Source organism: Anaerotruncus massiliensis (ex Togo et al. 2026) (genome assembly GCF_900199635.1).
GTDB lineage: Bacteria > Bacillota > Clostridia > Oscillospirales > Ruminococcaceae > Anaerotruncus > Anaerotruncus massiliensis.
On sequence record NZ_LT962687.1, the window covers coordinates 2529210 to 2554154 of the forward strand.

The window sequence follows — 24945 nt, forward strand, 5'->3', positions numbered from 1 at the left end:
GGAACCGCATGTCCTACTGCGAATTATACGCCCGGCGGGTAATCGCCGAATTGGAGCCGCTCCTCCGTCCGCAGGGCGGGGGGCGGCTCGCCCTGCCCGTCCGGGAGCCGGAGCGGGACGCCCTGTGGGAAATCTCCGAAGCCCGCTTCAACCGCGTTCACGAGCTGCTGGAGGGGGCGGACGCGGCGCTTTTGGCCTTCGGCCTCTGCGTGGCCGTCCATGTCTACCCCGAGACGGCGGTCTACCTGCGGGAGCACGCCCACATCGGCGCGGTCACGGTGGAAAGCGCCGCGCAGCTCCTCGGCGGCGAGGGGTATGCCTTCGCCCCGGACCGGCTGGAGGAGTCCTCCCGCGCGCTGGGGGAACTGCTGTGGACGGAGGGATCGCCGTCGCCCGATTACCGCGCGCCGCTCGAGGCGGACGGGCGGCTGGTCGACTGGCTCGGCGGCGGGGACCGCCTGCCGGAGGCGCTTGCGGGAATCTGCCGCCGCTTTTCCCCGGCGGAGCCGCTTCACCCGTTCTTTGCACGCCCCGAGCTGCCGGACCGCCTGACCGGCGAGCTGGAACGGCTGGCCGCGGCCGAGGAAGCGGGGGAGCTGGCCGGCGGCGCCTGCATCCAGATCACCGGGGGACCCGGCGCGGGCAAGCGGTTTTTGCTTCAGACGGCGGCGGCCCGGCTCGGCTTCGGCGTCCTCTTCGCGGACGCCGAACGCCTGATGGAACCGGAGGAGGGGCCGCGCGCCTCCCTGCTGCGCCTCATCCGGCGGGAGGCCGTCCTCTACGGGGACGCGCTCTGCTTCCACGGTCTCGTGTCAGCAGACGACGAGCGGGCGCCCCGGCGGTTCCTGCAATGCTGCCTGGAGCCGCTGGGAGACCTGGAAGCACCCGTCTTCCTCTGCACCGATCCCGGCTTCGCGCTGCTTCCCTACACCGACCGCCACACCGTCAGGTTCGATCTGCCGCCCTGTACCCGCGCGGACCGGATCGCGCTCTGGCAGGGCTTCTGGAAATACTACGGCCTAAAGGCCGAGGGGGATTTCGCCCGCTACGCCGCCACCTACAAGACCAGTCCCCGGGACATCGGCAAGGCGGTTCGGCAGCTTGCGCGGCTCGAACGCGCCGGGGAACCGGTCGACGCGGCGGCCGTTTCCGGCGCCTGCTACATGGCGCTGCCGCGCGCGGTCTCGGGCAAGATCGTACAGGTGCCGCAGGGCTGGACCCTCGACGACCTCAAGCTCCCCGAGGACCAGAAGCGGATGCTGCGCCATGTCTGCACCCATGTGCTCCGCCGGCACCAGGTCTACGACGAGTGGGGGCTGGAGAGCAAATACCCCTACGGCAAGGCGGTGTCGGTGCTGTTCGCAGGGCCTCCCGGCACCGGCAAGACGATGGCCGCCAACATTCTCGCCTCCATCCTCGGGCTGGCGCTCTACCGGGTCGACCTTTCGCAGGTGGTGGACAAGTACATCGGCGAGAGCGAAAAACGGCTGGAACAGGTCTTCGCCACCGCCGAAAAGTCGAACGTGCTGCTCTTCTTCGACGAGGCGGACTCCATCTTCGGCAAGCGCAGCGAGGTCAAGGAGGCCAACGACCGCTTCGCCAACATCCAGGTGTCCTACATCCTCCAGCGGATCGAGGACTACGACGGCGTGGTCCTTCTGGCCACCAACCTGAAAAAAAACATCGACGAGGCGTTCATGCGCCGGATGCGCTATGTGGTGGAGTTCCAGCTTCCCGGCGAGGCCCAGCGGGAGGAGCTCTGGCGGGCCTGCCTGCCCGAAACGGTGCCGTCAAGCGGAGTGGACTTCGGCTACCTTGCCCGGCGGTTCGAGCTGGCGGGCGGCGCAATCAAGAATATCGCCCTGAACGCCGCCTTCCTCGCCGCGGAGGAGGACGGCCCCGTCACCATGCGCCACATCCTGGACAGCCTGCGCAACGAGAACCTCAAGCGCGGCAAGACCATGCTGAACCAGGATTTCGCGGAATACGGCTTCCTCTATGAGCGGCCGAAAGCCTAGCCCCCGCCGCAAAAGCACAGGGACCCCGGCCTTTTCAAGGAAAAGGCCGGGGTCCCATATTTTTCAGGCCCCCAATCGGGACAAAAAACGGAACCAGCCCTGGCCCCTTTCAAATATAAAAAAGGAAGGCTCCCAGTCCACATCCTTAAGATGCGGTCTGAGAGCCAACCCACAGGAAATGGTGCCGCAGAACAGACTTGAACTGTCACGGGGTTGCCCCCGAGGGATTTTAAGTCCCTTGCGTCTGCCGATTCCGCCACTGCGGCAGATTCCGCCCTCCTATCATACCCCAAGCGGACCGATTCGTCAAGACTGGCGGCCCGGCGGCGCGGGCAGCTCGGAGAGCAGGGAGAGCTGGTCGGCGGAGACGTAGCTGTCCACCGAAAAGGCGAAGAGCACCTGGTTGTAGCGGCCGAGCCTGAGGCTTTGGAGCAGCTCGGGCGTGGCGGTGGCGGTGTCCACAAAGGTCACCTGCTCGTAGTAGATCAGCAGGAAGGGCAGGTAGCTCTGCACCGAGCGGTCGCCGAAAATCAGCAGCCGGTTGATGTAGGAGGGATTGCCGATGTCGATGTCGATCACCGGGGAAATCCCGCCGAGCGGGATGTCCATCGTGCCGCCGAGCTCCTTTTTGAATTTCGGGTAGAGGGTGTAGTAGCGGCGGGAGGTCCCGTCGGCGCTGTAGTGGGTGACGGTGTAGCTGCGCTGGTACTGGGAGTTGTAGTTGTAGACCGACACCCGGTCGGGCGACACCTCCCGGTAGGGGGAGAGCGCGTAGAGATCGCCGTAATAGTCGTAGTCGATGTGCTCGATGGAGAAATCCTCGAGCGCGCGGGGGCGCAGGCCGAGCTTTTTGGCCACCGCCGTATAGATATAGAAGCCGCCCAGCCCCGTCGTGGTGTTGTCGGTGTTGTAGTAGATGTATTCGTCCTGGTGGTTGAAGAGGGTCGGGTAGACGTTGATCGCCGTCACATGCCCCGAGACGCGGCGGTAGACGTCGTCGATGAGCTGCGGCTGGTTATAGAGGGGCGCGATGCTGTCGTAGGGCACCTTGCCCTGCTGAACGGCGCAGGCCGTCGGGATGAGCATCACGTAGCTGGGGATCTGGTAGTCGTCCGCGAAGTCGATCATCGCGAGCGTGTTGTCGTTGATGACCGACAGGCTCTTGGGCTGCACGTCGAGGGTCAGCGAATCGCCCGAGATGAAGACGCCGTTCTGCTCCTTGCCGCCCCCCATATAGTTGAGGGAGACCTGCAGGCGGCGCAGCGCGTCGGAGGAGGGGAACCGCTCCGCGAACGCCTGCTCGAGCTTCGCAAACGTCCCCGACTCTCCGGCCACCGCGTCCCACAGCGGCCGCCCGCCGCCGCGCAGCAGCAAAAAGAGCGGCACCGCGAAGACCGCCGCCAGAAAGACGACGCCCGAAAGTTTTTTGCTCATGCGCGGTTCCCCCTTTCAGAGAATTTTTGCCTCCCGCTACAGCAGGTAGGCGGTCGTCACGACCAGCAGCGCGGCGGTAAAGACCGCCGAGGCGACGCCGTAGGTGCGCGGCAGGTGCTTCTTCCACAGGCCCGCGAACCAGCCGACCAGCCCCGTCGAGGACACCGCCGCCAGGATGAGCACGAGGTAGTGGGAGGCGAGCAGGTAGAGCACGCTCTTGCTGCTCTCGAGGGTGGCGAAGCCCCCCACGCCGAACATCATTTTAAGGAACCCGAGCGACTGCCCCGGCGTGCCGCCCGAAAAGAACGCGAAGGAGACGAGCACGACGAGGGTGGTATAGAGCCACCGGAAGAGGGTGGGGATCCCGTCCATATAGCGGCTGAGGAAATAGCGCTCAAAGATGACGAACGCCGCGAAATAGACGCCCCAAAGTAAAAGGTTTAAACTGATGCCGAACCACAGCCCCATCAGGATGGTGACGAGCAGAATGTTGAACACGCCGGAAATCACGCTGCCCTGCGCGCCGCCGAGGTTGATGTAGACATAGCGGCGGATGTAGCGGTTGACGGTGATGTTGAAGCGGGCGAAAAAGTCGTTGACGCTCGTCGCCTGGTAGGGGTAGTGGAAGTTGTCGGGCAGCTCCACGCCGAAGACCAGCCCGATCCCCTTGGCCATGTCGCAGTAGCCGGAAAAGATGAAATAGACCGAGAAGGCGAGCGTCACCACCATCGTCCACACCGAAAGCGCCGTCATATTGAGGGTGGGCATCCCGCGCAGCGAGCCGTAGAGCTCGTAGACCGCGTCCCCGATGATCACCTTTTTGCCGAGGCCGACGAGGAAGAGCCTGCCGCCCTCCCCCGCCCGCTCCAGCGTCATGCGCATCCCCTTCACCTGGGGCATGAGCTTGTTGTGGTAGACGAGCGGCCCGGCGTAGAGCCGGGGGAAGAAGAGGTTCATCAGCGCGAGCGCGGGCAGGTTGCGCTCGGCGTAGGTGTAGCCGAAATAGCAGTCGATCACATAGCCGCAGGAGGTGAGCGCCACCACTCCGAGCCCGAGCGGGAAATGCGCGCCCCAGACCGGGCCGAGCGCCCCGTAGAGCAGGAAGATCGCCACGCTTTTGACCGCCGAGCAGATCATGATTCCCCGGCGCAGGCGGGGCATCTTGGAGGCGCGTTCAAGCAGGCGGCCCATCAGGTAGTCGAAGAGGACGATGCCCGCGAGCAGCAGGAGGTTCTCCCCCTCGAGCCACCAGTAAAAGAGGGCGGAAAAGGCGAGCAGGACCGCCGGGCGCCAGCGCATGGGGCTGATGAGGCAGACGGCGATCGTCAGCGGCAGGAACAGGTAGACGAAGGAGAGGCTGTCGAGATGCACGTCCGCGCACCCCCTTTCGTTGGTTTGGGCGGGATCAGTGGGTTTCCAGGAAGGCGAGGAACTCCCCGCGGGTGTAGAGGGCGTTGATTGCCGAAAGCATCGCGTTGGCGTTCATGCGCGCGGGCAGACCGAGCGCGGCGAGCACGCGGCGGCGCCTGCCGGCGCTGTCCGGCCCGCCGGACAGCCCCCACTCGACGAGATCCGCCTTGGTGACGGGCGCGGCGCGCTTTGCCGGGGCGGGGGCGTCCTGCCCCTCCACGGCCACGCCCGCGCGCCGCAGCGCGTCGAGCAGCACCCCGGCGGGCATCCCCTCCACCCCGAGCTTGCCCTCGGCGGAGGGCTGCGTCTTGCGCCGCTCCTTGCCGAAGATGTCCGGGATATAGACATGGATGATCTTTTCGGGGTCGACCGCGCCGGCGATGTGCGCGCGGATGCGGAAGCCCGCCGCGTCGGAGTCGGTCAGGATGATCACGCCGTTTTTCTCCGCGAGCGCGCGGATGTAGGCGAGCTTTTCCCTGTCGCGGAAGACGTCGAACCCGTCGGTCGTCACGATCGTCGCGTCGACGAGCGACGAGAGCTTCGCCTTATCGTATTTTCCCTCGACGATCACCGCCTGCTTTAATTTGATCATCCCGCTCGCTTCCCCGTCAGTAAAAATAGTTTGGTGATCGTTTCCTCAAGCACGACCCGGTCGTCCCCGCCCGTGCTCTTGAGGCGCATGTCCGCGTCGGCGAGCAGCGTCAGCATCTTCCCGAGCTGCCCGGCCGTATAGCCGCCGCTGTCGCTCATCGCGTTCTTGATCGCGAAGGTGCGGTTTTTGGCATAGCCGAGCTCCGCCGCCGCGCGCTCCGCCGGGACGTTCGCCTGCCGCGCCGCAAAGCCGCGGTAGAGGTCGCAGAACGCCCCCGACAGCACCGCCAGCACCTTACCCGCGGGCTCCCGCAGGTAGATGAGCTGGTCGACCAGCTCCATCGCCGCGTCGAACCGCCCCCGCAGGATCGCTTTGGAGAGGTCGAACACCTTCGCCTGCAGCACCGTCGTCACGACCGCGTCGACGTCCGCGCGCTCGATCCTGCCCCCGCCCACGTAGGCGCACAGCTTGTCGAGCTCGGTGGCGAGCAGCTGCAAGTCGTCGGTGCACCGCTCGACCATGTAGGAGGCCACCGCGCTTTCCAGCTCGCAGCCGTTTTTCTGCGCGCGGTCACGCAAAAAGCGCAGCGTGTCGCTGCTCCTGCGGCTGCCCAGCTCGACGACGCAGCCCGCGCCGTCGCACGCCTTCACGAGCTTGGCGAGCTTCTCCCTTTTGGCGGGCGGGTTCTTGACGGTGATGACCACCGTCGTCGTGCGCGGCGGGTCCGCCAGCACTCCGCACAGCTCGTCGAGCTGCCCGGCGTCCAGCTTGTCCGGGTCGATGTCGAGGGTCACGCACCGCCCCTCCGAAAAGAAGGGCAGCGACTCCACCGCGTCGTAAAACGCCTGCAAATCGAGGCTGTCCCCCTCGAAGCGGTGGAGGTTGAAGTCGTTGAACTCCCCGCCCAGCGCCTTTTTGACGAGCAGCTTTTCATAGTTCGCAATCAGGTAGGGCTGGGTGCCGTGGAGCAGGTAGACCCGCTCGAGCTCGGGGCCCTTGACGTGCTTGGCAAAATCGCTCTCCATCTGGAAGCGCACGGCGCGCCCCCCTTTCTTCTATGGAATCCGCAGCGTGACCACCACGCTGCCGAAATACCGGTCGTTCGTTTTGACCGCCACGCCGGGCGCGGCGACCAGCTCGTTTTTCGCGTTGACGAGCAGATCCGCCTCCTGCGGGGACTGGGTAAACTCCTTGACGATGCGCAGATTTCCCGCCTCGAGCCGCAGGGTCTCCGCGTCCCGCCCCTCGGCGGCAAGCCCCGCGCACCCGAACAGCTCCGCCGAAAACCCGTAGGTCCCGTCCAGCCCAAAGGCGGCGTCGGCGGGCACCTCCCCCAAAAGGAGCAGCGCGGGGTTGGAACGCAGGTCCGCCTCCCGGCGCGCGGCCAGCAGGTCGATCCGCTCCACCCCGTGGTCGCGGAAGAAGGCGCGCAGGTTCCGCGCCTCGTAGAGGGAATCGGGAACGCCGATCAGCGCGCCCTGCCCATGATAGGCCACGGCGACCGCGGAGCCGTTCTCCGGCAGGGCGATCTCCATCGTGTTCCCCCACGCGAGCGACTGGGAAAACGCGCCCGCCGTGAGCGCCAGCGCCGACAGCGCGGCGGCCTGCCGCCTGACGGCCGGCTTCACCCGCAGCGCGGCCAGGACCGCGCCGCCCAGCAGGCAGGCGCCCATCCACAGCACGAGCCAGTCGCTGCGAAGCGGCAGGGCTGCAAACTGGAACCGTGACCACCACTGGGCCGTCTCGGTGATCGCGCGGACGGACACGCCGCCCACAAGCCCGAAGAACCGCGCCGGGACCGCGAGCACGGGGAGGAACCCCGCGAACCCGCAGAGCAGCCCGCCCGCGAGGGCGAAGGGGACCGCGGGCGCGACGATCAGGTTGACGAGCGGCGACACAAGGGATATCTGGCCGAACCGCCAGCAGAGCACCGGCGCGGTAAACAGCTGGGCGCAGAGGGTCGCGGACAGCATCGAGAGGAGCGCGTAAGCCTTCGGGCGGGTCTCCTCGAGCGTGAAGCCGCCGACCCCGCACAGGCGTTTGGAAAACCACCCGGTCATCGGGCCGGATGCGGCGGCGATGCCCATTGTGGCGAGGTAGGAGAGCTGAAGCCCCGTGCTGAACGCGGCGTAGGGGTTGCAGAGCAGCATCAGGACGACGGCAAACCCGAGGGAATTGAGCGTGTCGGAATCGCGGCCGCAAAGCAGCGCGGCGCGGCAGACGATCAGCATGACGCCCGCGCGCACGACCGAATGGGAAAAGCCGGTGAGGCCCATGAGGAAGAGGACGGCCGCGATCTCCGCGATGCCCCGCTGCCGCCGCGAGAGGAAGCAGGCGGCAAGCAGCGCGTCGATGAGCGCGACGAAAACGGAAAGGTGCAGGCCGGACACCGCCAGCAGGTGGGAAATCCCCGCGCGGGAATAGTCGTAACGCAGTTCGGGGGAAAGCCCCTCGGTACGGCCCGTCACGAGCGCGGCGAGCAGCTCGCCGTATTCGTTGGGAAGCTCGTGCAGGATATTTTGGCGGATGCCCGAGCGGTATTCCGCGAGCGCCACCCGCAGGCCGCCGGGCCGCTCCCCCACGACGGCGGGCGCGCCGGAGACCGTCCCCCGGAAGCGGAAGCCGTCCGCCCAAAGGCGTTCCCGTTCCGCTTCGGGGACCTCCAGCTTTAACTCCCATTCTACCACATCGCCGGGGGCAACCGCAAGCGCGGCGGGCGCGCTCACCTGAATCCGCGCGCCCGAAAGGCCCGCGGGCATCCCCTCGCGGTCCGCCGTGAGGGACAGCCGGGCGTAGCTGCCGTAATCCGCGCGGTCGGTCACCACCGCACGCACCCGCCGCGTCCCTTCCCAACGCGCGGCGGGCTCCACGGCCAGCGCGTGATAAACCGCCAGCGAGAGCATACAGGCGCAAAAGGCCGCCGCCGCGGAATAGGTCCACAGCGGCAGCCTGCCTTTCAGGAGCAGCGCGGCAAAGACAGCGGCCCCGATCCCCGCGCAGATAAGCGGGTCCCAGCCGAACGTCCCGGCCGCAAGAACGGCGGCAAACCACACGAGCCCGCCGATATGAAACGCCCGGTTCATCCCTGCGGGGCGGATGCGCGCCTGTCGCTGCGTCCCACCAGATAGTCGATCGTCACGCCGTAAAAGGCGGCGAGCTTCACCGCAATCCGCAGAGGGATGCGCCGCGTTTTTTCCTCGTAGCGCACATAGGTCCGCCGGTCAATGCCCAGTATCCTTGCAGTCTCTGCCTGTCCCAAACCGGATTCCTCCCGCAACGCGCGCAGCCTTGGATAGCACATGGCGATCACCTCGCTAGTATGATAGCACGATGCTAGCCAAAGGCGCGATTTTATGCGTTTTACTCATAACGAATCGTAATCGCCTTCCGCCCGGGGGGCGGAGGGGCTTTTATCGCCCTCCTTTGGAGGGCTAAGGGGAGCCGCCTTCGGCGGCAGAAATTGCCGGGTCCCGCCCCGGCGGGCGGGTCCATTTCTTGTTCGCCCAAGAAATGGACGAAAGAAGGGCGCCAAAGGACCCTCCGCCGGGTCCTTTGGAATCTCCGGAAGTACCTTGCCATAACCCGCAGACTACCGCCGCTCCCCACGGGTACACAAGCTGAAGGCTCAATTCAGGTTGCGGGCGCTCCCAACAGGCGGGAACAGAAGGCGCGGCGAGCTTGCCGGGTGGAGGCACACGGGGGAAGATTTTGTCCCCGAAAGGGACTCTGCTTAAGAAATCCGGCCCGCATGGCCGGGTCCGCGTAGCGGACTCAAGCCGAGGTCGCGGGGCGGAGCGCCCGCGACTGCGATCCGCAGACCGCGTTTCGGAGGCCAACCGCCGAAGGCGGCTCTTAGGCCGGAGATCGGCCGTCGCGCATAGCGCGCTCCGGGCGCAGCCCGGGCAGGCCGCCTAAGCCCTCCCCCCGTGAGGCGCACGCGCATCGGCTTGACCGATCGCGGGGTCAGTTGCGGGCAGGGGCCGCAACTGACGTGCGCCTTGCGCTCCCAACGACCGAAGCCGGAGGGCTCGCCGGGAACACCCGGCGGAAAACAACGCCCGTTCCGGGCGTTCGCGCGCTCCGCGCGCGTGCGCGGCGTAGCCGCGCAGTTTTCCGCCTCCCCGTGGGCGCTGCGCGCCACGCAAAAGCGGCCGTGCCTCCCCGGGCGCACTTTCGGTACGGTACCGGAGACTCGCCGGCAGAGGCATTGCGCCCGCGGCGCGGCGGCTGGCGGGATGCTGTAGGCTCGTCCGCTGATCCGTAACAGGGCGCCGCCGACTTTGGCCGAAGGCCAACCGGAGGCGGCGCGGGGGTCAAGGGGGCATAGCCCCCTGCGGTTTCTTTCCCCTATTTCTTGGGCGGCCAAGAAATAGGGCCGCCCGCCGGGGCGGGACCCGGCAACTACGCCGCTCGATGAGCGGTATGCCTAAGGAGTCGCTGCCGGTCGACCACCGACAACCTCCGCCGCTCCCCGAGCGGCAACTACTTCCTGCTCCACTGAACACCCTGCGGCGTGTCCTTGAGCAGGATGCCCATGGCGGTGAGCTGGTCGCGGATGGCGTCCGCCCGGGCGAAATCCTTCGCCTTGCGGGCCGCCTGGCGTTCGGTGATCAGGGCTTCGACCTCGGCGTCGAGGTCGTCCGCCCCGCGGCCGTAGAGCAGGCCGAGCACGCCGCACAGCTCGTCAAACTTTTGGATCGCGTATTCGACGATCCCCTTCGAGCGGGTGTTGTTCCCAAAGAAGGTGTTGCAGTCGCGCGCAAGCTCGAAGAGGGCCGCGATGCCGTCGGCGGTGTTGAGGTCGTCGTCCATCGCCTCGACGAACTGCGCCACACGCGCGTCCGCCTGCGCGCGGAAGGCGTCCTCCCCCTCGGTCGGGGCGTCGCAGGCGTTTTTCAGCGCGAAGTCCAGTCCGTCCCGGCAGTTGTGCAGGCGGGAAAGCGCCGCCTGGCACTGCTCGATCACCTCGAGCGAATAGTTGATCGGGCTGCGGTAGTGCGCCTGGAGCATCATAAATTTGATCGGCTCATAGCCAAATTTATCCGCGACCTCCCGCACGGTGAAGAAGTTGCCGAGCGACTTGCTCATCTTGCGGTTGTCGACGTTGATATAGCCGTTGTGCATCCAGTAGCGGACGTAGGTGGTCCCTGTGCAGCACTCGCTCTGGGCAATCTCGTTTTCGTGATGCGGAAAGATGAGGTCCTGGCCGCCGCAGTGGATGTCGATCGTGTCCCCCAGGTGTCTGCGGATCATCGCGCTGCACTCGATATGCCAGCCGGGACGGCCCTCGCCCCACGGCGAAGTCCAGCTCGGCTCGCCCGGCTTGGCCGCCTTCCACAGCACAAAGTCGAGCGGGTCCTCCTTGACGTCGCTCACGTCGATGCGCGCGCCCGCCTCCAGATCCTCCAGCGGCTGGTGGGAGAGCTTGCCGTACTCGCCAAATTTACGCGAACGGAAATAGACGCTGCCGTCCCGTTCATAGGCATACCCGCGGTCCACAAGCGTCTTGACCATGCCGATGATCGTATCGATGTTCTCGGTCGCGCGCGGGTGGATGTCCGCGGGACGGATGCCCAGCCCCTCGGTGTCGGTCAGGTATTCGCCGATATACCGCTCGGCCACCTCCCGGACGGTCACGCCCTCCTCGTTGGCCTTGTTGATGAGCTTGTCGTCGATGTCGGTGAAGTTCTGCACGAAGGTCACGTCATAGCCCCGGTATTCGAGATAGCGGCGCAGCGTGTCAAACACGCAGATCGGCCGCGCGTTGCCGATGTGGATGAAGTTATAGACGGTCGGCCCGCAGGCATACATCTTCACCTTCCCCGGCTCGAGGGGCACGAACTCCTCCTTGCGGCGCGTCAACGTATTGTAAATCTTCATCTTTTCTGCTCTCCTTTTCCGTGTTGTTGAGGTGGGGACGCGGGGCGCGCATGAGGCGGCGGGCCGCGCCGTCCTTCGGACGGCGCCGGCGGCTCCCCTTCGGGGAGCCGAACGCCGCGCACCGCGCGGCGGGCCCGCCGCCCGGCCGTGCGGCGCCTCCGCGGCCGTCGCCGGCGGAAGAACCCGTCTATTCCTGCGGGACGCGCACCCGGTCGTCCGCCGGGGCCGCCGCCTGTTCCTTTTCGAGTTCGCGGATGCGCTTTTCGAGCCGGTCAAGCTCGAATTGCAGCTTGCAGATCTCCTGCGCGACCGGGTCGGGCAGGTGGACATGGTCGAGGGTGTTGGGCTTGCGGCCGCCCACCCGCGCGATGCGCGCCGGAACGCCCACCGCCGTGGAGGCGGGCGGGATCGATTCGAGCAGCACGGCGTTGGCCGCGACCTTCGCGCCGTCGCCGACCTTGAACGGCCCCAGAATCTTGGCGCCGCAGCCGACCGTCACATTTTTGCCGAGCGTCGGATGGCGTTTGCCCTTGTCCTTGCCCGTGCCGCCCAAGGTGACCCCCTGGTAGATCGTGCAGCCGTCGCCGACCTCGGCGGTCTCGCCGATAACGACCCCCATGCCGTGGTCGATCAGGACCCCCTGGCCGATCTTCGCGCCGGGGTGTATCTCAATACCGGTCAAAAACCGGGAAAACTGGCTGAGAAAGCGCGCCGGCAGATAGGCCTTGTGCTCATAGAGCCAGTGCGCGGGGCGGTGCATCATGATGGCGTGCAAACCGCTCGAAAGCAGCAGCACCTCAAAGCTGTTGCGCGCCGCCGGATCGCGTTCCCTGACGGCCTGGACATCCTTTTTAATCGCGTCAAACATCCTTATCATACCTCCCAGAAAGGCTGTTATGAATCCGTAGATGCAAAATAAAAACCGCCCCGTCCGGCACTTGGCCAAACGAAGGCGGATATTCCGCGGTTCCACTTCGATTTCTCGCTCAGGGCTGACACCCTTTTCCCTTAACGCGGGATACGCGCAGCCCTAATTGGGAAAGCCCCGTTCAGGCCGCGTGCTCGCGGGCGCATTTCCCACGCAGCCTGCCGCGAAACGCGCTTGCAGCCGACGGCGCGTTCTCTCTGTCGCGGGGTGTTGCGGGTACTTCTCCCGGTCAACGCAGTATTGATCTACTATATGCAAACCATACCATATTTGTGTGAAACTTGCAAGGGGTTATTTCACGTCGGAGAGCAGGTCGCGGTTTTTCCACACGTAGTTGACCCCCGAAAGGACGGTCAGCAGCACGACGACCGCCTGAAGCGCCACGTCCCCGATGAAAAACCACACCGAATAGGACTCGGGCGACGGAGGCAGCAGGCTCCACGTGACCCACATGGCCAGCAGGGTATAGAGCACCCAGATGATTTGGAAGACGGTCTTCAGCTTGCCCCAGATATCGGCGGCGATGACGCGTCCCTGTTCGGCGGCGATGAGGCGCACCGAGGTGACGAGCAGTTCCCGCGCGAGGATGATGAACACCGCGAGCGCGGACGCGCGGCCCTTGGGGATGAAGCAGATGAGCGCCGAAAAGACGAGCAGCTTATCCGCGAGCGGGTCCATGAGCTTGCCGAAATTGGTGACGAGCCCGTCCCGGCGGGCGATGTGCCCGTCGAGATAGTCGGTGAAGGAGGCGGCGGCAAAAACGGCCGCCGCGAACAGATAGGCGTGCGGAATCCCGTCCGCCAGCAGGAAGACCAGAAACACCGGAATCAGTGCCATGCGCAGGACGGTGAGTTTATTTGGCAGGTTCATATCAGTCCAGAGCCCTTCCCTTTAAATCATACTGCTCGACCCCGTCGATCATGACCTCGACGTAGTCGCCCGGCAGGTGTTTGCGCCCGCTCGTGAAAAAGACCTTTGTGTCGATGTCGGGCGCGTCCATATAGCTGCGGCCGTACCACAGCTTTCCCTCGCGTCCCTCGACCGCCACCGTCAGCGTCTTGCCCAGCTGCGCGCGGTTCACTTCCTCCATTATATCATATTGCTGCTCCATGACAACCTGCGCGCGCCGTCTTTTGACCTCTTCGTCGATCTGCCCGTCCATCTCCCCCGCGGGCGTGTCCTCCTCGGCGGAATAGGCAAAACAACCGAGCCGCTCGAAGCGTACCGCACGGATAAATTCGCACAGCTCGGTAAACTCCTCCTCCGTCTCGGTCGGGAATCCGGTGATCAGCGTCGTGCGCAGCACCACGCCCGGCACCTTCAAGCGGATCTTTTCCATCAGCGCCGCAAGGCTCTCCGCGCCGCCGCGCCGGTTCATGAGCTTTAAAATCCGGCCGCTCACATGCTGGATGGGCACGTCCATGTATTTGACAATCTTCTCCTCCCGCGCCATCACGTCGAGCAGGCGGTCGGTGATCCGGTCGGGATAGCAGTAGAGGATGCGCACCCACCGGACCCCGTCGATTTTGCAGAGCTCCTCGAGCAGCTCGGGCAGTGCCAGCCGGCCGTAGAGGTCCTCGCCGTACCGCGTGGTGTCCTGCGCCACAACGTTCAGTTCAGTCACGCCTCGCGCGGCAAGACGTTTTGCTTCCTCCACGATCTTTTCCATCGGGCGGCTGCGGAAATCCCCGCGGATAAGCGGGATGGCGCAGTAGGAACAGCGGTTGTCGCACCCGTCCGCCACCTTGAGATAGGCGTAAAAGGGTTCGTTGGCAAGGATACGCTCCCCTTCGAGCGGCAGGGCGTCCTTCTCCCCGAAGGCGACCGTCCTTTTGCCCGCGAGCGCGTCCTCGATCGCCCGGATAATCTCCGCGTTGCGCCCGATGCCGAGCACCACGTCCGCCTCGGGGATCTCCATCGCCACCTGCTCGCGGTACCGCTCGGCCAGGCATCCGGTCACGACGACCGCCTTAATCTTCCCCGCTTCCTTCATCTGCGCAAACTCGAGGATCGTCTCGATGCTCTCCCGCTTCGCGTCCTCGATGAACCCGCAGGTGTTGATGATCACCACGTCGCACGCCTGCGCGTCGGCGCAAAGCTCGTACCCGCCCTGCACGATCAGCGCGAGCATCAGTTCCGCGTCCACCTGGTTCTTTGAACATCCGAGGGATACCATTCCAACTTTGACTGCCATGATCTTCTCCTTTTCCGCCGCCTGCGCGGCGGAGGCTTTTTGAGCTGCCGCTCATAAAGCGGCGCGGATTTTGCGGGGATTGCCGGGGCCCGCCCCGGCGGCGGTTTTCGATTTTCCGCCCTGCGGACGGACGGCCTTTTTCGCGCCCCTCCGGGGCGCTTTAGGGGAGCTGCCTGCGGCGGCATAGATTGCCGGGACCCGCCCCGGCGGGCGCGCCGACTTCTTGCGCGCCCAAGAAGTCGGCGGAAGAAGGGCGCTCAAGGGGACTTCCGCCAGTCCCCTTGAGAAACCCCCGGGAGTACCTTGCCAGTACCCGCAGACTACCGTCACTCCCCACGGGTACACTAGCTGAAGGCTCAATTCAGGTTGCGGACGCACCCAACGATGGAAACAACGGTGCGACGAGCTTACCGGGTAGGGGCACACGAGGGAGGATTTTGTCCCCGAAAGGGACTCTGTTTAAGAAATCCGGCCCGCAGGGCCGGGTCCGCGAAGCGGACTCAAGCCGGGGTCGCGGGGCGGAGCGCCCGCGAGCGGCCGTCGCGCGTAGCGCGCTCCGGGCGCAGCCCGGGCAGGCCGCCCAAGCCCCCTGCGGTTTCTTTCCCCTATTTCTTGGGCGGCCAAGAAATAGGGCCGCCTGCCGGGGCGGGACCCGGCAAGCTACACCGCTCACTGAGCGACAAATCTAAGCCTGCCGTCGGTCGGCCACCGACAAGCTCCACCGCTCACTGAGCGGCAAATCTAAAACTCCTCAGTGGCCCCACAGAAGCGGGCGAGCGCCCGGCGCACGTCGGAGGGACGGTGGCCCAGCCGCAAAAGGGCGTTGTAGGCGCGGCGCTTGACCGCCTCGTCTTCCGGTGCGGCGGAATATTTCTTTTCAAGCACCTCTAACATCTGCTCCTGCGGATCGGCGTCGAGCAGTGAAACCGCCCACTCGATCTGCTCGGCGGAAAGGCCCTTCTGCCGCAGCTCCTGGCGGATGCGCAGCAGGCCGTAGTGTTTGCGTTCGCTGAGTTCCCGCGCGTACCGTTCGGCATAGCCGTCGTCGTCCACAAGGCCCAGCTCCTCCATCCGCTCGACCGCCTGTCCCGCGGCCTCGGGGTCCACATGGCGGGCGAGGCGGTCCCGAAGCTGACTGGAGGTGTATTCCCGGCCGGACAGCATCGAAAAGGCGCGTTCCTTGGCTTTTTTGAGCTCCGCCTCGGCGGCGAGCCCGGCAAGGCGCTCCCCGTCGATCTCCGAACCGACCGAAAGCCCCGACGCCGCAAAGACGTCGGGGTGCATACTGAGCAGGAACTCATCGTCCCCATAGAGGGCGACGCGTCCCCATTTTGTCATTCTGACGGCGGTCAGCTTCATTCGTCATCCGTCTCCACGTCGATGTTGACGCGTGCGGCGGGCGCGGCGGGCGCTTCCACAGGGGCGGCCCCGACCTTCACCGGCTTTTTGCCGCCGGCCGCGCGCGGGGATTTCAACAGCTTATCCGCGTTCTCGCGCACCTTTGCCTCGATCTCCGCCATGAGCTCGGGATTGGCCTTGAGATATTCCTTCGCGTTGTCGCGGCCCTGTCCGAGGCGGATGTCGCCGTAGTTGAACCACGAGCCGCCGCGGACCACGATGTCCAGCTTGTTCGCCAGGTCGAGCACCTCGCCCTCCTGGGAAATGCCGGTGCCGTACATGATATCGAACTCCGCCTCGCGGAAGGGAGGCGCGACCTTATTCTTGACCACCTTGACGCGGGTGCGGTTGCCGATGACCTCGGTGCCGCTTTTGAGCGCCTCGATGCGGCGCACGTCGAGGCGCACCGACGCGTAGAATTTGAGCGCGCGGCCGCCCGGCGTCGTCTCGGGGTTGCCGTACATGACGCCGATCTTCTCGCGCAGCTGGTTGATAAAGATGACCACGCAGTTGGACTTGCCGATCGCGCCGGTCAGCTTGCGCAGCGCCTGGCTCATGAGGCGGGCCTGCAGGCCGACGTGGCTGTCGCCCATCTCCCCTTCGATCTCCGCCTTGGTGACCATCGCGGCCACCGAGTCGACGACGACCACGTCGATCGCACCCGAACGCACGAGCGCCTCCGCGATCTCGAGCGCCTGCTCGCCAGTATCCGGCTGGGAGACGAGCAGCGAATCGATGTCCACCCCGAGCGCCTGCGCGTAAACGGGGTCGAGCGCGTGCTCAACGTCGATGAAGACCGCTTCGCCGCCCATCTTCTGCGCCTGCGCGACGACGTGCAGCGCGACGGTCGTCTTGCCGGAGCTCTCCGGCCCGTAAATTTCAATGATACGCCCGCGGGGAACGCCGCCGATGCCGAGCGCGATGTCCAGCGAGAGCGACCCGGTCGGGATCGCCTCCACGTTGAGGGTGCTGTCCTGCCCGAGCTTCATGACCGCGCCGCGGCCAAACTGCTTTTCAATCTGCCCAAGCGCGGTCTCAAGCGCCTTCTGCCGGTCCTCCGCAGAGATGTTCTGCCTGCGCTCGCTCACAGGCCCCATTTTTTTATCCGCCATAGCCCTGCCTCCGCCATCAAAAATCGTCGCGCGGCGGACGGCCGCGCGGATATTCACTATTCGCATTATACACGACCGCAGGCCAAAAAGCAAGTACAATTAGAACATTTGTTCTTATTTTCCTGTGGACTTTTCCGCCCGTTCCGGGTATGATGGAGATACTGCTTTTGAGAGGGGGACGGGCGATGGAACGGGTATTTTCACTTTGCAGCGCGCGGGCGATCGCACGCGCGCAAAACCACCTCTACCTCGCGCCCCACCCCCTGCTCCGCCCCTGGGTGGCGCACTACACCTTCACCTTCCCGTCCGGCCCGCCGGAGGACGGGACCCTCGCCCTCATCCCCGACGCGAGCGGCTGTATCCTCCTATCGCTCGACGGAGAGGCCCGCGCCCTTGCGTGGGGCGCGACCACCGGAGTCGCCGTCGTGCGGCGGGATTTCAACGAGTCGCCCGTGCGCTTCTTCATCGAGTTCCTGCCCGGCGCGCTGGGCGCCCTGACCGGCATCCCGCAGGAGGAGCTGCGCGACCGCCGGTTCACGCTGGGCGAGGCGGACGCGGCGCTGGCCGCCGCCCTCGAAGCCGCCGCCGGCCGCGCGGCGGACGCGGATGCTCTCGCGGAGGAAACCGACCGTCTGCTGCTCGCCCGGTTTTCCGGACGTGCCCTGCCCGGCGCGGTGCGGGGCGCGATGCAGCGCCTGCGGGAGTCGTCGGGGATGCTGCCCGTCGGAGAGCTGGCCGCCGAGAGCGGCTACAGTCAGCGACACCTCAACCGCCTCTTCGGGGAGACGGTCGGCATGAATGTCAAGACCTTTGCGCGGCTGGTGCGGGTCAACGGCGCCATCCGGCTGCTGCGGCAGGGCTCCGGTTCTCTCGCCGCGCTGGCGCAGGAGGCCGGCTTTTACGACCAGTCCCATTTTATCCACGATTTTTCGCATATCTGCGGGGTCGCCCCGGGCGCCTACCTGCAGAACCTGTCCGCTTTTTACAATGAAATTTTCAAATTTTGAAGTATGCTTTTAGCAAACCCCGCCGGCGTGCCGCGGCGCCCCTCCCGGGGCGCACGGGCCCGCCGGCCCCGCGCCGTGACCGCCCGCCGCAGGGCGGGCGGGGCCGCTTTGCGGCCCAACAAAACGGCTCTGCCGTTTTGGTCACGGCGCGGTCGGGCGGTACCATACGAGGGAGGCTGAAACCATGATTGAGTCGAGATGCGGGCTGCTGTGCAGCGCCTGCAATTACCGGGAGCCGATGGGCTGCAAGGGCTGCCCGGCGATCGAAAAGCCCTTCTGGGGCGACGCGTGCCCGGTGAAATCCTGCTGTGAGGCAAAGGAGCTGGAGCATTGCGGGACCTGCGGAGAATTCCCCTGCGCGCTGCTCACCGGCTTTGCCTACGACCCCGGCCAGGGGGACGACGGAAAACGGATCGAACAGTGCCGCTGCTGGCGCGACGCTGAAAAGGAGGCGGTATCATGAAATTTTGCGGACCGATGCTCTGTGTCCGGGACATGGAGGCATCCAAACGGTTTTACACCGGCCTGCTCGGGCAGAAGCTCGTGCTCGACTACGGGGAGAACGTGACCTTCGACGGCGGGTTCTCCATCCAGGTGAAGTATCAGGAGATCTGCGGGCTGGACCCCGAGCGGTTTCCGACCCGCTACGGCGGCAACGACGCGGAGCTCTATTTTGAGGAGCCGGAATTTGACCGGTTCCTCGAAAAGCTCGCGGCATGGCCCGGCATCGAATACATCCTGCCCTGCCACGAGCACAACTGGGGGCAGCGGTGCGTATGTTTTTACGACCCCGACCGGCACATCATCGAGGTCGGCGAGCCGATGGACCACGTCGCCGCGCGCTTTTTGAAGCAGGGGATGCGCCCCGAGCAGGTGGCGGAACGCACCATGTTCCCGCTCGAGATCGTCCTGAAAATTCAGAAGGCGATCGGGGAATAACGGCGAAAAAAGAGGCCCGGACGCGCTGCGTCCGGGCCTCTTTTGCATCTGAAATCACCGGCTGGTGGCGTTGCGGAACGCCTGCCGGGTCGCCTTGATCTCGGTGAGGGATTTGACGAGGACCTCCTCGGTCTTGAGCAGGCAGTTGTCGGAAAACTCCTGCGCCGCCTGACGGATCTCGCGGGATTTGAGCTGCGCCTGGGAGAGGATTTCCGACGCCTTGGCCTGCGCCGCCTTGCTGACCTCCTCCTGCGCGATGAGGGTGCGGGCGCGGTCCTCCGCCTTGCGTACGATCTGCTCCGCCTCTTTCTTGGCGTTTTCGATGATGTCGGTGCGGTCGGAGACGATCGCCTTGGCCTGCTTGATCTCCGCCGGGATATTCAGGCGGATATCGTCGATCAGGTCGCGCACCTTGTCGGCGTCCACCACGCACCGGCCGCCCGAAAGCGGCAGGCTCCAGGAACGGTCGAGCAGTTCGTCGATCACGTCCAGAATTTCATCGATATTCATTCGGAATCCACTCCTTTATCGGTTATTCGTCAGCTGTTTCGGTTTCGGGAAATTTGATTTTGAGCCGCTCGACCACCGTATCCAGGATGATGGAGGGGACAAAGCTGCTCACGTCGCCGCCGAAGCGGGCGATCTGCCGCACCATGCTCGAGCTCAGGTACATGTTGTCGCTGCTCGGCGTGAGAAACACCGTCTCCGCCTGGGGCATCAGCTTGCGGTTGGTCAGCGCCATCTGGAACTCATAATCAAAGTCGGATACCGCCCGCAGGCCCTTGACGATGGCGACCGCGGACTTCCTACGAACATAGTCTATCAGTAAACCGCTGAACTTGTCAACTTCCACGTTGGGCATGTCCACGCAGACCGCGTGGATGAGACGCACCCGCTCGTCGAGGGAAAAGATCGGGTTCTTGTCGGGGTTGGCGCTCACCACCACGATCACCCGGTCGAAGAGGCTCGCCGCCCGCCGGATGATCTCCTCATGTCCCTTGGTGATCGGGTCAAAGCTCCCGGGGCAGATCGCCAGTCTTTCCATTCGTCATTCCTCTTCCTGTCGTTTTCTGTAGGTCGTGATCTTCGTCTTGCCGTATCGGTAGGTCCGGTGCAGCAGGAACTCTCCCGCCGCCTCCGGCAGCTCCTCGTTCTTTTCCGTCTCGCAGACGATGACGCCCGTGTCCTTCATGAGTCCCGCGAGCTTCGGCAGCACCGCGGGGATGAGGTTTTCACCGTAGGGCGGGTCGAGCAGGGCGATATCGAACCGTTCCCTGGCGCCGAGCAGGAAGCTCTGCGCCTCCATCGCGGCCACCCGCGCGCGGTCGGCAAGCTTGGCCGCCGCAAGGTTGCGGCGGATGACCTCCTGCGCCGCGCGCTCCCGGTCGACAAAGACGCACTGCTTCGCCCCGCGCGACAGCGCCTCGATGCCGAGCTGCCCGCTCCCCGCGAAGAGGTCGAGCACGACCGCCTCCGCAAGCTCGAAATGCAGGATGCTGAATATGGCCTCCTTGGCCATATCGGACGTCGGCCGCGTCGCAAGCCCCTCCGGGGCTTCCAGCCGCGTGCCGCGTGCCGTTCCGGTAATTACTCTCATATCGATTCCCTTCCTGCCAGGGGGACTTTTGAAAAAGTCCCCCTGGACCCCGAAAACTTTTATCAATTAGCCCTCCGCCGCCCGTGCCTAAAGCGCGGGGTGTGAGCCCTGAACCAAACGCTTTGAGGGTTCCCAAAGGGATCTTCCTTCACCGTACCCCGCGCTTCAGGCACGGGCGGCGGATCATCCCGGCGCGGAATGTGAAGCCTGAACCAAACGCTTTGAGGTTTCCAAAGGAACCTTCCTTCGCCTTACCCCGCGCTTCAGGCACGGGCGGCGGATCATCCCGGCGCGGGGTGTGAACCCTGAACCAAACGCTTTGAGGTTTCCAAAGGAACCTTCCTTCGCCTTACCCCGCGCTTCAGGCACGGGCGGCGGATCATCCCGGCGCGGGGTGTGAACCCTGAACCAAACGCTTTGAGGGTTTCCAAAGGGAACTTTCTCGAAAGTTCCCTTTGGTCATGATACGGGGTTTTGCGCGGTTTGTCAATCTTCGGCGTGCAGGAAGTCGTAGAGCTTCCGCGCGGCGGGTTTGGAGACCCCCTTGACCTCCGCGAGCTGGTCCGGGGTCGCGGCGCGGATGGCCTTGATCGTCTTGAAGTGCCGGAAGATCTCCGCCGCGCGTTTTTCGCCGATCCCCTCGCACTGGGTGAGGGTCGATTCAAACGCCGACTTCTGGTGCCGCGCACGGGAAAAGGTGATGGAAAAACGGTGCACCTCGTCCTGGATCGTCGACACGAGGGTAAAGGCGCTGCGGTGGGAATTGATCGCAATCTCGCCGCCCGACTCGGCGATCGCGCGGGTGCGGTGCCGGTCGTCCTTGACCATGCCGAAGACGGGCGCCGAAACCCCCATCGAGGCGAGCAGCGGCACGATCGTGGAGACGTGCCCCTTTCCGCCGTCGAGCAGGATGAGGTCGGGCATCCGGTCGAACGCCTCGTCCTTCTGTGTTTCGTCGAAATAGCGGCCGAACCGCCGGGAAAGCACCTCCGACATGCTCGCGTAGTCGTCGGTGCCCTGCACCGTCTTGATCGTAAACTTGCGGTAACAGGCACGTTTGGGCCGCCCGTTCTCAAAGACGACCATGCCGCCCACCACCGTGTCCGAGCCGATGTTGGAGATGTCGTAGGCCTCGATGTAGGCGGGCGGCTTTGAAAGCCCCAGCAGCCGCGCCAGCTCGTCGAGCGCCGCGACCTCCCGGCCGGTGCGCTCCGCCTTCTGCGACAGCCGTTCGGCGGCGTTCGCCCGCGCCATTTCCACGAGCTTCTGCTGCTCGCCCCGCTGGGGCACCCGGATCTCCACCCGGTGGCCCGCCTGCTCGGAGAGCAGCTGCGCGGCGATGTCGACGTCCTCGATCTCCCCGTCGAGCTGGACCCGCTTGGGGATGTCCTCGCGGGTGGTGTAGTAGCGCAGCAGGAATTCCAGCCGCGCGCCGTCGAGGTCGTCCACCGCGCCGAGCAGGAAATCCTGCTTGTCCACCAGCCGCTCCCCGCGGAATTTGAGCACCACGGCGCAGGTGTCCTGCTCGCTGCGCGCGAGCGCGATGATGTCCTGGTTGGCAACCTTGGAAAAGACCACCTTCTGCGACTCGCTGATCCGGCTGATCGCCTTGATGCGGTCGCGCAGCTGCGCGGCCTTCTCGAACTGCATCTTTTCGGCGCACTCGTTCATCCGCCGGGTCAGCAGCTCCACCGACTGGGCGCCGCCGCCCCGGATGTATTCGAGCGCCTGCTCGAGGACCTCCGCGTACTCCTCCTGCGAAACCCGCCCCCGGCAGACTCCCATGCACTGCTTGATATGGAAGTTGAGGCAGGGGCGTCCCTTGCCGAACTCCTGCGGGAACCTGCGGGTGCAGGTGGGCAGCAGGAAGGCGCGGTTCACCTCGTCGACCGTCTCGTTGACGACGAAGGAGGAGATGTACGGCCCGATATAGGTCGCGCCGTCGTCCTCCCGCTGGAAGACGTGCCGGATGCGCGGGTAGGACTCCTTCGAGACCTTGATGTAGCTGTAGCCCTTGTCGTCCTTGAGCAGGATGTTATATTTGGGGGAATGCAGCTTGATCATGCTGCACTCGAGCACGAGCGCCTCGAATTCGCTGTCGGTGACGATATAGTCGAAGTCGTGGACGTGGCTCACCATCTGATAGACCTTGGGCAGATGCTTTTCCACCGCGCGGAAATAGCTGCTCACGCGGTTTTTGAGCGCCTTGGCCTTGCCGATATAGATGATGTCGCCCGCGCGGTTCTTCATGATGTACACGCCCGGCCGCAGCGGCAGCTTGTGCGCCTTTTCGGCGAGGTATGGCAGACGCGGGTTATCCAAGGGAGCCCTCCTTCCCGCAATAGGAATTGTTTGCCGATAAAATGAAAAAATGCACCGTCAGGCTTCTGAGCGGTGCATTTTCAGCAGGTGGGTGCGATTACTCGGTGAAGCCGGACTCGACCAGCTTGACAAGCCCCTCAACGGCGGCCTGCTCGTCGGAACCGTCCGCGATGATGCGGATGGTGGTGCCGCCGACGATGCCGAGGGAAAGAACGCCGAGCAGGCTCTTGGCGTTGACGCGGCGCTCCTCCTTCTCAACCCAGATGGAGGATTTATACTCGTTGGCCTTCTGAATAAAGAATGTTGCGGGGCGGGCGTGCAAACCGACCTGATTCTGAACGGCGACTTCTTTCACAAACATTTCAATACTCTCCTATTTCTCAAGTATGTGGCGTTGAATTAGTTGTTACTATTATAAGCGCATTGCGCCAAAGCGTCAACGCTTTTTGTCCCACTTTTGCCAATCGCAGGGATTTTCTGTTTCTTTCCCAGTTCGGCCGCTTTACCGCTCCCACGGAATTGTGCAACTTTGCTATAAAGTTTTCAACAATTATAGCAAGATACCCGGAAAGATCGGCCGGGTTTCAAAACATCTGCCGAACCTGGTCGAAAAAGCGCGCAACATGCGGCTGGGCCAGCGTGTAGACCACCGGCACGAGCAGGGCGGGCAGCAGGTTGGCGGTGCGGATGTTTGTGAACTCCAGAAAATTGATGCCGATGCACATGACGATTGTATAACCCACCATGCAGATGGCGTTGAGCATCGGGCCGGAGACGATCGGCGCGAGCACCCCGGCAAGCAGCGTGATCGCGCCCTGGTAGGCAAGCACCGGGATGAACGCAAACACCACGCCGAAGCCCAATGTGGAACCGAGGATGATCGAACAGATGAAGTCGAGCGCGGATTTGATGAACAGGACGCTCGGGTCGCCGGTGAGGCCGTCGTTGAGCGCGCCGATGATCGCCATCGCGCCGATACAGAAGATGAGCGACGCGTTGATGAATCCCTTTGCGAAGCCCTCTCTGCCGAACTTTGCCTCGATCGCCTTCCCGCCGCGCACGAGCGCCGCGTCGATGTCGCACAGTTCCCCGAGCACCCCGCCGATCACCATGCTGGCGATCAGCAGGAGCGACCCGTCGGCGGACAGCTTGCCGTCGGCGCCCACCGTGACCATCGAGGTGATGACCCCTTCGATCCCCACGAGAAAGACCGCCAGCCCCAGCAGCTTCATCGCCGTCTCCTCCACCTTTTTGGGGAGGCCGCGGCGGATCAGCAGGCCGATCATGCCGCCCACGATCACTGAAATTGCGTTGACTATCGTTCCCATCTATTCTGCCTCGTTTCTGTCATTGTATGTGCCGTGTTTGCGCGGGGTTCCCCGCGAATTCGGTTTTGACGCTCAGAATGCGGCGCGGTTCGTCGGTTTCCACCGGCGGCCGCTTTGGATTTGCCGCTCACCGAGCGGCGGAGTTTGTCGGTGGTCGACCGACGGCGATCTTTCAGACTTTTCCGCCCAGCGGGCGGAGGGCTTTTGTTCGCGCCCCTTCGGGGCGCTTTATAGGTGCCGCCTTCGGCGGCGGGGATTGCCGGGTCCCGCCCCGGGGTGGGCTTAGATTTTCCGCTCATCGAGCGGCGCAGTTTGTCGGTGGTCGACCGACAGCGAGTTCCTTTCTTGCTTGCCTAAGAAAGGAACCAAAGAAGGGCACGAGGGGCTTCGCCCCTGCGACCCCAACGCCGCCTCTGGTTGGCCTGCGGCCAAAGTCGGCGGCGCCCTGGTCACGGATCAGCGAACGAGCCTATAGCAACCAGCCAGCCGCCGCGCCGCGGGCGCAATGCCTCTGTCAGCGAGTATCCGGAACCGTACCGGGGGTGCTCCCGGGGAGGCACGGCCGCTTTTGCGTGGCGCGCAGCGCCCACAGGGAGGCGGAAAACTGTGCGGCTTCGCCGCGCACGCACGCAAGGCGCGCGAACGCCCGGAACGGGCGTTGTTTTCCGCCGCGGGTTTTGGCGAGCCATCCGGCCTCGGTCGTTGGGTGCGCCCGCAACCTGAATTGAGCCCTCAGCTGGTGTACCCGTGGGGAGTGACGGTAGTTCGCGGGTCATGGCAAGGTAC

General features: G+C 64.8%; 22 protein-coding genes, 1 tRNA gene and 1 other annotated feature. Of the genes, 4 read left to right on the forward strand and 19 right to left on the reverse strand.

What is annotated here, in order from left to right; all coding sequences use genetic code 11:
- Window positions 1–8 precede the first annotated feature (8 nt).
- Window positions 9–2018, forward strand: a complete 2010-nt coding sequence (locus C1A13_RS15150; protein ID WP_101552372.1) for an ATP-binding protein — start codon at window positions 9–11, stop codon at window positions 2016–2018.
- Window positions 2019–2197: 179 nt separating this feature from the next.
- On the opposite strand, the gene C1A13_RS12150 is transcribed toward C1A13_RS15150, so the two are convergent.
- From C1A13_RS12150 to recA, 13 genes are all read right to left on the reverse strand, one after another.
- A tRNA-Leu gene (locus tag C1A13_RS12150) sits at window positions 2198–2284 on the reverse strand.
- Window positions 2285–2324: 40 nt separating this feature from the next.
- Window positions 2325–3452 carry a DHHW family protein gene (locus tag C1A13_RS12155; RefSeq protein WP_101552373.1) on the reverse strand — a complete coding sequence of 376 codons (1128 nt, stop codon included), beginning with the start codon at window positions 3450–3452 and terminating at the stop codon, window positions 2325–2327.
- Window positions 3453–3488: 36 nt separating this feature from the next.
- On the reverse strand, window positions 3489–4823 hold the full coding sequence (locus tag C1A13_RS12160) for an MBOAT family O-acyltransferase (protein WP_101552375.1): 1335 nt from the start codon (window positions 4821–4823) through the stop codon (window positions 3489–3491).
- A 34-nt stretch (window positions 4824–4857) separates the two neighbouring features.
- Window positions 4858–5454 (reverse strand): toprim domain-containing protein, encoded by a 597-nt coding sequence (locus tag C1A13_RS12165; protein ID WP_101552377.1) that lies wholly within the window; start codon window positions 5452–5454, stop codon window positions 4858–4860.
- Window positions 5451–6491, reverse strand: coding sequence for a DNA polymerase III subunit delta (gene holA, locus C1A13_RS12170; protein ID WP_101552379.1), 1041 nt, complete (start codon window positions 6489–6491; stop codon window positions 5451–5453). The genes C1A13_RS12165 and holA overlap by 4 nt, the downstream gene beginning before the upstream one ends.
- A gap of 18 nt (window positions 6492–6509) precedes the next feature.
- Window positions 6510–8537, reverse strand: a complete 2028-nt coding sequence (locus C1A13_RS12175) for a ComEC/Rec2 family competence protein (protein ID WP_101552381.1) — start codon at window positions 8535–8537, stop codon at window positions 6510–6512.
- Entirely contained in the window at window positions 8534–8755 is a 222-nt protein-coding gene (locus C1A13_RS12180) for a helix-turn-helix domain-containing protein (RefSeq protein WP_101552383.1), read from the reverse strand. The genes C1A13_RS12175 and C1A13_RS12180 overlap by 4 nt, the downstream gene beginning before the upstream one ends.
- 1181 nt (window positions 8756–9936) lie before the next feature.
- Window positions 9937–11334 (reverse strand): cysteine--tRNA ligase, encoded by a 1398-nt coding sequence (cysS, locus tag C1A13_RS12185; RefSeq protein ID WP_101552385.1) that lies wholly within the window; start codon window positions 11332–11334, stop codon window positions 9937–9939.
- A gap of 187 nt (window positions 11335–11521) precedes the next feature.
- Window positions 11522–12202 carry a serine O-acetyltransferase EpsC gene (gene epsC / locus C1A13_RS12190; RefSeq protein WP_101552387.1) on the reverse strand — a complete coding sequence of 227 codons (681 nt, stop codon included), beginning with the start codon at window positions 12200–12202 and terminating at the stop codon, window positions 11522–11524.
- A gap of 77 nt (window positions 12203–12279) precedes the next feature.
- Window positions 12280–12504 (reverse strand) — a binding site (T-box leader).
- Window positions 12505–12553: 49 nt separating this feature from the next.
- Entirely contained in the window at window positions 12554–13132 is a 579-nt protein-coding gene (gene pgsA, locus C1A13_RS12195) for a CDP-diacylglycerol--glycerol-3-phosphate 3-phosphatidyltransferase (protein ID WP_101552389.1), read from the reverse strand.
- Window position 13133: 1 nt separating this feature from the next.
- The gene (gene rimO / locus C1A13_RS12200) at window positions 13134–14456 is read right to left on the reverse strand and encodes a 30S ribosomal protein S12 methylthiotransferase RimO (RefSeq protein WP_101552391.1); all 1323 of its coding nucleotides are present in this window, start codon (window positions 14454–14456) and stop codon (window positions 13134–13136) included.
- 741 nt (window positions 14457–15197) lie between these two features.
- A complete protein-coding gene (locus C1A13_RS12205; protein WP_101552393.1) occupies window positions 15198–15815 on the reverse strand; it encodes a regulatory protein RecX in 618 nt (205 codons plus the stop codon).
- Window positions 15812–16966: a recombinase RecA gene (gene recA, locus C1A13_RS12210; RefSeq protein WP_101552395.1), complete on the reverse strand. Its 1155-nt coding sequence runs from the start codon at window positions 16964–16966 to the stop codon at window positions 15812–15814. Before recA ends, C1A13_RS12205 begins: the two co-directional genes overlap by 4 nt.
- Window positions 16967–17151: 185 nt before the next feature.
- Between recA and C1A13_RS12215 the strand changes: the two genes are divergently transcribed.
- The 3 genes from C1A13_RS12215 to C1A13_RS12225 all read left to right on the forward strand — a co-directional run bounded on the left by C1A13_RS12215 (window position 17152) and on the right by C1A13_RS12225 (window position 18912).
- Window positions 17152–17973: a helix-turn-helix transcriptional regulator gene (locus tag C1A13_RS12215; protein ID WP_101552397.1), complete on the forward strand. Its 822-nt coding sequence runs from the start codon at window positions 17152–17154 to the stop codon at window positions 17971–17973.
- A 184-nt stretch (window positions 17974–18157) separates the two neighbouring features.
- Window positions 18158–18436: a DUF3795 domain-containing protein gene (locus C1A13_RS12220; protein ID WP_101552399.1), complete on the forward strand. Its 279-nt coding sequence runs from the start codon at window positions 18158–18160 to the stop codon at window positions 18434–18436.
- On the forward strand, window positions 18433–18912 hold the full coding sequence (locus tag C1A13_RS12225; protein WP_101552401.1) for a VOC family protein: 480 nt from the start codon (window positions 18433–18435) through the stop codon (window positions 18910–18912). The genes C1A13_RS12220 and C1A13_RS12225 overlap by 4 nt, the downstream gene beginning before the upstream one ends.
- A gap of 54 nt (window positions 18913–18966) precedes the next feature.
- Here C1A13_RS12225 and C1A13_RS12230 read toward each other — a convergent pair whose 3' ends face one another.
- The 6 genes from C1A13_RS12230 to C1A13_RS12255 form a co-directional block, all read right to left on the reverse strand.
- Window positions 18967–19422, reverse strand: a complete 456-nt coding sequence (locus C1A13_RS12230) for an ATPase (protein WP_101552404.1) — start codon at window positions 19420–19422, stop codon at window positions 18967–18969.
- A 22-nt stretch (window positions 19423–19444) separates the two neighbouring features.
- A complete protein-coding gene (gene coaD, locus C1A13_RS12235; protein ID WP_101552405.1) occupies window positions 19445–19957 on the reverse strand; it encodes a pantetheine-phosphate adenylyltransferase in 513 nt (170 codons plus the stop codon).
- 3 nt (window positions 19958–19960) lie between these two features.
- Window positions 19961–20509 carry a 16S rRNA (guanine(966)-N(2))-methyltransferase RsmD gene (rsmD, locus tag C1A13_RS12240; RefSeq protein ID WP_101552408.1) on the reverse strand — a complete coding sequence of 183 codons (549 nt, stop codon included), beginning with the start codon at window positions 20507–20509 and terminating at the stop codon, window positions 19961–19963.
- A 486-nt stretch (window positions 20510–20995) separates the two neighbouring features.
- Entirely contained in the window at window positions 20996–22831 is a 1836-nt protein-coding gene (gene uvrC, locus C1A13_RS12245) for an excinuclease ABC subunit UvrC (protein ID WP_101552410.1), read from the reverse strand.
- A 97-nt stretch (window positions 22832–22928) separates the two neighbouring features.
- The gene (locus C1A13_RS12250) at window positions 22929–23192 is read right to left on the reverse strand and encodes an HPr family phosphocarrier protein (RefSeq protein ID WP_101552412.1); all 264 of its coding nucleotides are present in this window, start codon (window positions 23190–23192) and stop codon (window positions 22929–22931) included.
- Window positions 23193–23415: 223 nt separating this feature from the next.
- The gene (locus tag C1A13_RS12255; RefSeq protein WP_101552414.1) at window positions 23416–24159 is read right to left on the reverse strand and encodes a DUF554 domain-containing protein; all 744 of its coding nucleotides are present in this window, start codon (window positions 24157–24159) and stop codon (window positions 23416–23418) included.
- Window positions 24160–24945 lie beyond the last annotated feature (786 nt).

What these genes read in the sequence shown, in the direction of transcription:
- recA (WP_101552395.1), bottom strand. Translation starts at nt 16,966, where the DNA reads ATGGCGGATAAAAAAATGGGGCCTGTGAGCGAGCGCAGGCAGAACATC.
- C1A13_RS12180 (WP_101552383.1), bottom strand. Translation starts at nt 8,755, where the DNA reads ATGTGCTATCCAAGGCTGCGCGCGTTGCGGGAGGAATCCGGTTTGGGA.
- C1A13_RS12215 (WP_101552397.1), top strand. Translation starts at nt 17,152, where the DNA reads ATGGAACGGGTATTTTCACTTTGCAGCGCGCGGGCGATCGCACGCGCG.
- C1A13_RS12255 (WP_101552414.1), bottom strand. Translation starts at nt 24,159, where the DNA reads ATGGGAACGATAGTCAACGCAATTTCAGTGATCGTGGGCGGCATGATC.
- rsmD (WP_101552408.1), bottom strand. Translation starts at nt 20,509, where the DNA reads ATGAGAGTAATTACCGGAACGGCACGCGGCACGCGGCTGGAAGCCCCG.
- C1A13_RS12165 (WP_101552377.1), bottom strand. Translation starts at nt 5,454, where the DNA reads ATGATCAAATTAAAGCAGGCGGTGATCGTCGAGGGAAAATACGATAAG.
- C1A13_RS15150 (WP_101552372.1), top strand. Translation starts at nt 9, where the DNA reads ATGTCCTACTGCGAATTATACGCCCGGCGGGTAATCGCCGAATTGGAG.
- C1A13_RS12250 (WP_101552412.1), bottom strand. Translation starts at nt 23,192, where the DNA reads ATGTTTGTGAAAGAAGTCGCCGTTCAGAATCAGGTCGGTTTGCACGCC.
- C1A13_RS12225 (WP_101552401.1), top strand. Translation starts at nt 18,433, where the DNA reads ATGAAATTTTGCGGACCGATGCTCTGTGTCCGGGACATGGAGGCATCC.
- coaD (WP_101552405.1), bottom strand. Translation starts at nt 19,957, where the DNA reads ATGGAAAGACTGGCGATCTGCCCCGGGAGCTTTGACCCGATCACCAAG.
- C1A13_RS12220 (WP_101552399.1), top strand. Translation starts at nt 18,158, where the DNA reads ATGATTGAGTCGAGATGCGGGCTGCTGTGCAGCGCCTGCAATTACCGG.
- C1A13_RS12230 (WP_101552404.1), bottom strand. Translation starts at nt 19,422, where the DNA reads ATGAATATCGATGAAATTCTGGACGTGATCGACGAACTGCTCGACCGT.
- epsC (WP_101552387.1), bottom strand. Translation starts at nt 12,202, where the DNA reads ATGTTTGACGCGATTAAAAAGGATGTCCAGGCCGTCAGGGAACGCGAT.
- rimO (WP_101552391.1), bottom strand. Translation starts at nt 14,456, where the DNA reads ATGGCAGTCAAAGTTGGAATGGTATCCCTCGGATGTTCAAAGAACCAG.
- pgsA (WP_101552389.1), bottom strand. Translation starts at nt 13,132, where the DNA reads ATGAACCTGCCAAATAAACTCACCGTCCTGCGCATGGCACTGATTCCG.
- C1A13_RS12205 (WP_101552393.1), bottom strand. Translation starts at nt 15,815, where the DNA reads ATGAAGCTGACCGCCGTCAGAATGACAAAATGGGGACGCGTCGCCCTC.
- C1A13_RS12155 (WP_101552373.1), bottom strand. Translation starts at nt 3,452, where the DNA reads ATGAGCAAAAAACTTTCGGGCGTCGTCTTTCTGGCGGCGGTCTTCGCG.
- cysS (WP_101552385.1), bottom strand. Translation starts at nt 11,334, where the DNA reads ATGAAGATTTACAATACGTTGACGCGCCGCAAGGAGGAGTTCGTGCCC.
- C1A13_RS12175 (WP_101552381.1), bottom strand. Translation starts at nt 8,537, where the DNA reads ATGAACCGGGCGTTTCATATCGGCGGGCTCGTGTGGTTTGCCGCCGTT.